Genomic DNA, 6,126 nt, shown 5'->3' on the forward strand with positions numbered 1-6,126 from the left:
CTGCGGCCCCCACCACCGCCTACTACGCCCCGGCGGCTGGACCACCCGAAAAAACACCCACGGCGACACCCAATGGATCCCACCCCCACACCTCGACACCGGCCAACCCCGCACCAACACCTTCCACCACCCCGAAAAACTGCTGGGTGATGACGACGGTCTGCCGCCGCACTGATTAATCTGATTGCTCGTGGCTGACCAGCGCACCTTGCTGCTGATGCGGCACGCGAAGTCCGATTACCCGCCGGGCGTCGACGACCACGACCGGCCGCTGGCGCCCCGCGGCATCCGCCAAGCCGGGCTGGCCGGCGACTGGCTGCGCGCCAACGCGCCCGCCATCGACGGCGTGCTGTGCTCCACGGCGACGCGCACCCGCGAGACGCTGCTCAACACCGGCATCGATGCGCCGGTGCGATACAGCGAGCGCCTCTACGCGAGCACTCCCGGCACGCTGATCGACGAGATCAACACGGTGGACGACGCCGTCGGCACGCTACTGGTCATCGGACACGAGCCGACGATGTCGGCCCTGGCGCTGGGGCTGGGCGGCGCCGGACGTACGAATACCGCTGCCGCCGAACGAATTTCGGCCAAGTTTCCAACGTCGGCGATCGCGGTGCTCACCGTGCCGGGCGCGTGGAAAGAGGTCGAACTCGGCGTGGCGACGCTGATCGACTTCGAGGTGCCGCGCTGAGGTTCGATCGCCCGGCTCCTCCGCACCCGGCTGCGCCGGCTGCATCGTCGCCGCGCTGAGGTTCGATCAGGAGTTGGTGGCCAGCGTCAGCTCCATCAGCTTGATGGCCTGACCGCACGCATCGATGCCCGGCGCCTGCGGGTTGACCCACCATCCGACCACCCCGGCGGCGTCGCTGGCCACGCCGCACGCACCGTTCGCGTCGTCGGGCCGCATCACGATCGAGTCGATCCCGGCGATCGACCGGGTCTCGATCTTGTACTTCAGAAATTCCGCGACCTTGCGCTCGTTGGACAGGCTGCCCTGCTCGAACCAGAACCGGGTGATGTCGATCAACCCGGCCGGATTGGCCGCCTGCCAGCGGCAGATCGCACCGACGAAGGTGCTCTGAATGTCGAGCGGGTCGGCGCCCACCGTCTTGGCCAGGATGTCGCTGGTCAAGACCTCACATTCCTTGAGCAGGTTCGGGTACTGCTGCTGAGAGTTGTTGTTGCGGGGCACATTGCCGCCCGCCTTGACCGCGTTGCCCCCGATCGAGCGGGAACACCCCGTCAACACCAACAGCGCGGCGATCACCACGATCGCGGCGGCAACCGCGGTCCTGCCGGCCCGGGAACGCGTCGAGGCCATCATTTCGAATTCGCAATCGACTGACGAGCGAGTTCCTTCGCTATGTCGCATGGCGGCGGAAACGGCTTCTGACTGAAACTGATTGACCACTCGATGAAGTCGTCCTGAAACTGGATGCCCACCTCACACAGCGAGTCACCCAGGTTGGGCTCGTTGCCGATGGCGATGAAACCGCTATGGCCGTTGATGTTGATGTCATCGACGCTGGCCCGCGAAAGCTCCTCGGTCTTGCGCTCGCGACCGATGGGGCTGCCGCGATACCAGGAGAAGGAGAAGTGCGGCCCCAGGATGCCGCCACCGGCGAGCCACTGGCACCCCACTGAGTTGCGGGCAGTGTTGATCAGCCCGGTGACCTTGGTGAGCTCCGCTACGGTCTGGTCGCTGATCCCGCCGCACTGCGGGAACATCGCACCGTGGCTGCCCTGGCCGTTCTGCGGTGTCGACGACGCCGTAGCGCCCGGTTTGTTGCCGCCGGAATCGGAGCAGCCCGCAGCCGCGGGGATCAGGATCGTCACTGCTGACGCCACGAGAGCCAGCGCCCTCGTGCTACGCCGCACCGCTACCCTGCTTCCGCTCCGCCCGCTGCTGGTCCACACGATGCACTGTAGCGGCAGCCCAGCGGGTCAACCACCGACGCGCCTGAGCAGGTATTTCGGGGCCGCAACAAGTGGGGTGCGGACCTGGACCGTCCGGCGGTTGCCGGGCACGGCCGCGCGGACGGTGTGCGACAGTTAGCCCATGCTCCTGGCACTGCTGCGCCAGTACATCCAGCCGTACCGACGGCTGGTGGCGGTGCTGATGGTGCTGCAGCTGATCGGCAACCTCGCGTCGCTGTACCTGCCGACCGTCAACGCCGCCATCATCGACGAGGGCGTGGCCAAGGGTGACACCACCACCATCGTTCGGCTCGGCATGGTCATGCTCGGGGTCACCGCATTGCAGGTGCTGTGCTCGGTCGGGGCGATCTATGTCGGCTCGCGCACCGGGATGGGCTTCGGTCGCGACCTGCGCGCCGCCATCTTCGAGCACGTCACCACCTTCTCCGAACGCGAGACCGCCCGATTCGGGGCGCCGACGCTGTTGACGCGCAGCACCAACGACGTGCGGCAAATCCAGTACCTGGTCCAAATAAGCGCCACGGTGCTGGTGACCGCCCCGATCATGTGCCTCGGCGGGATCTTCATGGCCATCCGCCAGGAGGCCGCGCTGACGTGGCTGCTGCTGGTCAGCGTGCCGATCATGGCGGTAGCCAACTACTGGGTGATGTCGCACATGCTGCCCCTGTTCCGCCGGATGCAGGGCCTGATCGACGGCATCAACCGGGTGCTGCGCGACCAGCTGGCCGGCGTCCGGGTGGTCCGCGCGTTCGCGCGGGAAGGTTTCGAACGAGACCGCTTCGCCCGCGCCAACACCGCACTGTCGAACACCGCACTGACCGCGGGCAACTGGCAAGCGTTGATGCTGCCGGTGACCACGCTGACCATCAACGTGTCCAGCGTCGCGCTGATCTGGTTCGGCGGGTTGCGCATCGACCGCGGCCAGATGCAGGTCGGTTCGCTGACCGCCTTCCTGGCCTACTTCACCCAGATCCTGATGGCGGTGTTGATGGCGACGATGACGCTGGTGGTGTTGCCGCGCGCCTCGGTGTGCGCCGAGCGGATCACCGAGGTGCTCGCCACCCGGCCGGCGGTGACCGACCCCCCGAGCCCGCGGTCCCCGCGCGGCGCCATCACCGGAGTCGTGCGGCTGCACGGCGCGACCTTCACCTATCCGGGCGCCGATCGCCCAGTGCTGCAAGGCATTTCGCTGACCGCGGCGCCCGGAACCACCACCGCCATCGTCGGCAGCACCGGTTCGGGCAAGTCGACGCTGGTCTCGCTGATCTGCCGGCTCTACGACGTGACCGGCGGCGCCGTCTCGATCGACGGCATCGACGTCCGCGAATACCGGACCGAGCGGCTGTGGTCGGCCATCGGGCTGGTTCCCCAGCGCGGCTACCTGTTTTCCGGGACGGTCGCGGACAACCTGCGCTACGGCGCCGCCCCGCATCAGGTCCCTACCGACGATCAGATGTGGGAGGCGTTGCGGGTGGCCGCCGCCGACGATTTCGTGCGGGCCCACGATGACGAGCTGCAGATGCGGGTGGCCCAGGGCGGTATCAACTTCTCGGGCGGGCAACGGCAGCGACTCGCCATCGCCCGGGCGGTCATCCGCCGTCCGGCAATCTATTTGTTCGACGACTCGTTCGCCGCGCTCGACGAGCGCACCGACGCGCGGGTCCGCACCTCGCTACGGGAGACCTCCGGTGATGCCACCGTCATCGTTGTCACACAACGCATTTCGATCGCATCCACGGCCGACCAGGTAATCGTGATCGACAACGGGAAGCTGGTGGGCGCGGGCACCCACGAATCGCTGCTCGTCGATTGCGCCACCTACGCCGAATTCGCCGACTCGCAGTCGGTCGGCGCGGTGCGAACCGGACGAGCCGGGGGCCCACCGTGACCGCCGCGGCCACCCAGGCCGCCAACCGGACGGCTCCCGCAACCCGGTCGCGCGACTTCTGGGGTTCGGCCGCCCGCCTGGTGAAACGGCTTGCGCCGCAACGACGGCTGTGCATCGCGGTGATCAGCTTGGGTATCACCGGCACGGCGATCGGGGTGATCGTCCCGCGAATCCTGGGGCATGCCACCGACTTGCTGTTCAACGGCGTCATTGGGCGCCAGCTGCCCGCCGGGATGACCAAGGCCCAGGCCGTCGCCGCCGCACGCGGCCGAGGCGCCGACACCTTCGCCGACTTGCTGTCCGGGATGAACGTGGTCCCGGGTCACGGCGTCGACTTCGGGGCGGTCGCACGAACGCTGACGCTGGCGCTGGCCCTCTATCTCGTTTCGGCGCTGCTGATTTGGATACAGGCGCGACTGCTCAACGCCACCGTGCAGCGCACCATGGTGGGCTTACGTTCCGATGTCGAGGACAAAATCCACCGGCTGCCGTTGTCCTACTTCGATGGACGTCAGCGCGGGGAGTTGCTGAGCCGGGTCACCAACGACGTCGACAACATCCAATCGTCGCTGGCGATGACGATCAGCCAGCTGCTGACATCGGTCCTGACCGTGGTGGCGGTGCTGGCGATGATGCTGTCCATCTCGCCGCTGCTGGTGGTGATCACCGTGCTGACGGTGCCGCTGTCGCTGTTGGCTACGCGGGCGATCGCGCGACGCTCCCACCGCCTGTTCGTCGCGCAGTGGACCAGCATCGGCCGCCTGAACGCCCACATCGAGGAGACCTACAGCGGTTTCACGGTGGTCACGACGTTCGGCCACCAGGCGGCGGCGCGCGAGCAGTTCCGCACCCTCAACGACGACGTCTACCGGGCCAGTTTCGGCGCTCAATTCTTCTCCGGGCTGGTGGCACCGGCGACGACGTTCATCGGCAATCTCGGCTACGTCGCCGTCGCGGTGGTGGGCGGCCTGCAGGTGGCCACCGGCCACATCACCCTGGGCAATATCCAGGCGTTCATTCAATATGTGCGGCAGTTCAACTCGCCACTGAGCCAGCTCGCCGGCATGTACAACACCCTGCAATCCGGGGTGGCCAGCGCCGAGCGGATTTTCGCGCTGCTCGACGAGCCCGAGGAGGCGCCGGATCCTGTGCCTGCCCTGCGGGCCGGCACCCCCCCGCGGCCCGGTGGACGCGTCGAGTTCGCCCACGTGAGCTTCGCCTACCGCCCGGGCACCCCGGTAATCGAGGACCTGTCCATGGTGGCCGAACCGGGAAGCACGGTGGCGATCGTCGGGCCGACGGGAGCGGGCAAAACCACGCTGGTGAACCTGCTGATGCGGTTCTATGACGTCGACGCGGGACAGATCCTGCTCGACGGGGTCGACATCAGCACGCTGGACCGCCGGTCGCTGCGGTCGCGGATCGGCATGGTGCTGCAGGACACCTGGCTGTTCGACGGGACGATCGCGGAGAACATCGCCTATGGACGCCCGGACGCCGGTGAGGACGAGGTGCTCGACGCCGCCAAGGCCGCCTACGTCGACCCGTTCGTCCGGACGCTGCCGGCGGGTTACCAGACCCGGATCAGCGGTGACGGAGGCAACATCAGCGCCGGCGAGAAGCAGCTCATCACCATCGCGCGCGCGTTTCTTTCCCGCCCACAACTGTTGATCCTGGACGAGGCGACCAGCTCGGTCGACACCCGCACCGAGGCCCTCATCCAGCACGCGATGTGTGAACTGCGCCGCGATCGCACGAGTTTCATTATCGCGCACCGACTTTCGACGATCCGCGACGCGGACCGCATCGTGGTGGTCGAGGCCGGGCGGATCGTCGAACAGGGCAATCACACTGAACTACTCGCCCGGCGCGGCACGTATTACGAGATGACACAGGCATAAGCGCCTGGCGGGCGCATTGATAAGCGGCCGCGATCGCTACCAAGAAGTTATTGAGAAGACACCAAGGAACAAACGCGACGCTGGGATCGTCCTACTCAGTAACGCACCTGAAAGGGGTGGCAGCAATGTTCTCCCGCCGCATCACAAAGATGGCCACCACCGCAATCGGCACCGCCGCCATCGGACTCGCCGCCGTCGGCTTCGCCGGCACGGCCGCAGCGAGCTCCGTGCAGACCGCCGACGCGGCGTTCCTGGGCCAGATGCAAAGCCTCGGCGTCACTTTCCCGTCCACCCAAGCCGCCGTGCAAACGGGCCACCAGGTCTGCACCGAACTCGCCGCCGGCCAGACGCCGACCGCGGTCACCGTCGACATCTTCCGGCACACCAGCCTGACGC

At 67.3% G+C, this 6,126-nt stretch carries 6 protein-coding genes and 1 pseudogene; 5 read left to right on the top strand and 2 right to left on the bottom strand.

Annotated features, from left to right (window positions below; translation table 11 throughout):
* Together A5624_RS29515 and A5624_RS14500 are read left to right on the top strand one after the other, a co-directional pair.
* Positions 1–175: pseudogene (locus A5624_RS29515) on the top strand (hypothetical protein); the annotation flags it as partial.
* A gap of 15 nt (positions 176–190) precedes the next feature.
* Complete coding sequence (locus A5624_RS14500; RefSeq protein ID WP_156749016.1) at positions 191–694, top strand: histidine phosphatase family protein; 504 nt, start codon at positions 191–193, stop codon at positions 692–694.
* Positions 695–760: 66 nt separating this feature from the next.
* Here the strand turns inward: A5624_RS14500 and A5624_RS14505 are convergent, their stop codons facing one another.
* Together A5624_RS14505 and A5624_RS14510 are read right to left on the bottom strand one after the other, a co-directional pair.
* Positions 761–1,324 (bottom strand): DUF3558 domain-containing protein, encoded by a 564-nt coding sequence (locus tag A5624_RS14505; RefSeq protein WP_112708815.1) that lies wholly within the window; start codon positions 1,322–1,324, stop codon positions 761–763.
* Positions 1,324–1,881, bottom strand: coding sequence for a DUF3558 domain-containing protein (locus tag A5624_RS14510; protein WP_066867271.1), 558 nt, complete (start codon positions 1,879–1,881; stop codon positions 1,324–1,326). The genes A5624_RS14505 and A5624_RS14510 overlap by 1 nt, the downstream gene beginning before the upstream one ends.
* A gap of 181 nt (positions 1,882–2,062) precedes the next feature.
* Between A5624_RS14510 and A5624_RS14515 the strand changes: the two genes are divergently transcribed.
* From A5624_RS14515 to A5624_RS14525, 3 genes are all read left to right on the top strand, one after another.
* Entirely contained in the window at positions 2,063–3,829 is a 1,767-nt protein-coding gene (locus A5624_RS14515) for an ABC transporter ATP-binding protein (RefSeq protein ID WP_066867273.1), read from the top strand.
* On the top strand, positions 3,826–5,730 hold the full coding sequence (locus tag A5624_RS14520; protein ID WP_066867275.1) for an ABC transporter ATP-binding protein: 1,905 nt from the start codon (positions 3,826–3,828) through the stop codon (positions 5,728–5,730). The genes A5624_RS14515 and A5624_RS14520 overlap by 4 nt, the downstream gene beginning before the upstream one ends.
* Before the next feature lie 125 nt (positions 5,731–5,855).
* Positions 5,856–6,126 (top strand): DUF732 domain-containing protein (locus A5624_RS14525; protein ID WP_066867277.1); only part of this gene is annotated, 271 nt, incomplete at its 3' end.

Origin of the sequence: Mycobacterium sp. 1482292.6 (assembly GCF_001672995.1) — a bacterium.
GTDB classification, from domain to species: domain Bacteria; phylum Actinomycetota; class Actinomycetes; order Mycobacteriales; family Mycobacteriaceae; genus Mycobacterium; species Mycobacterium europaeum_A.

Bases quoted from the DNA above. Each gene is read 5' to 3' on its own strand.
- A5624_RS14505 (WP_112708815.1), bottom strand. From the start codon at position 1,324: ATGGCCTCGACGCGTTCCCGGGCCGGCAGGACCGCGGTTGCCGCCGCG.
- A5624_RS14515 (WP_066867273.1), top strand. From the start codon at position 2,063: ATGCTCCTGGCACTGCTGCGCCAGTACATCCAGCCGTACCGACGGCTG.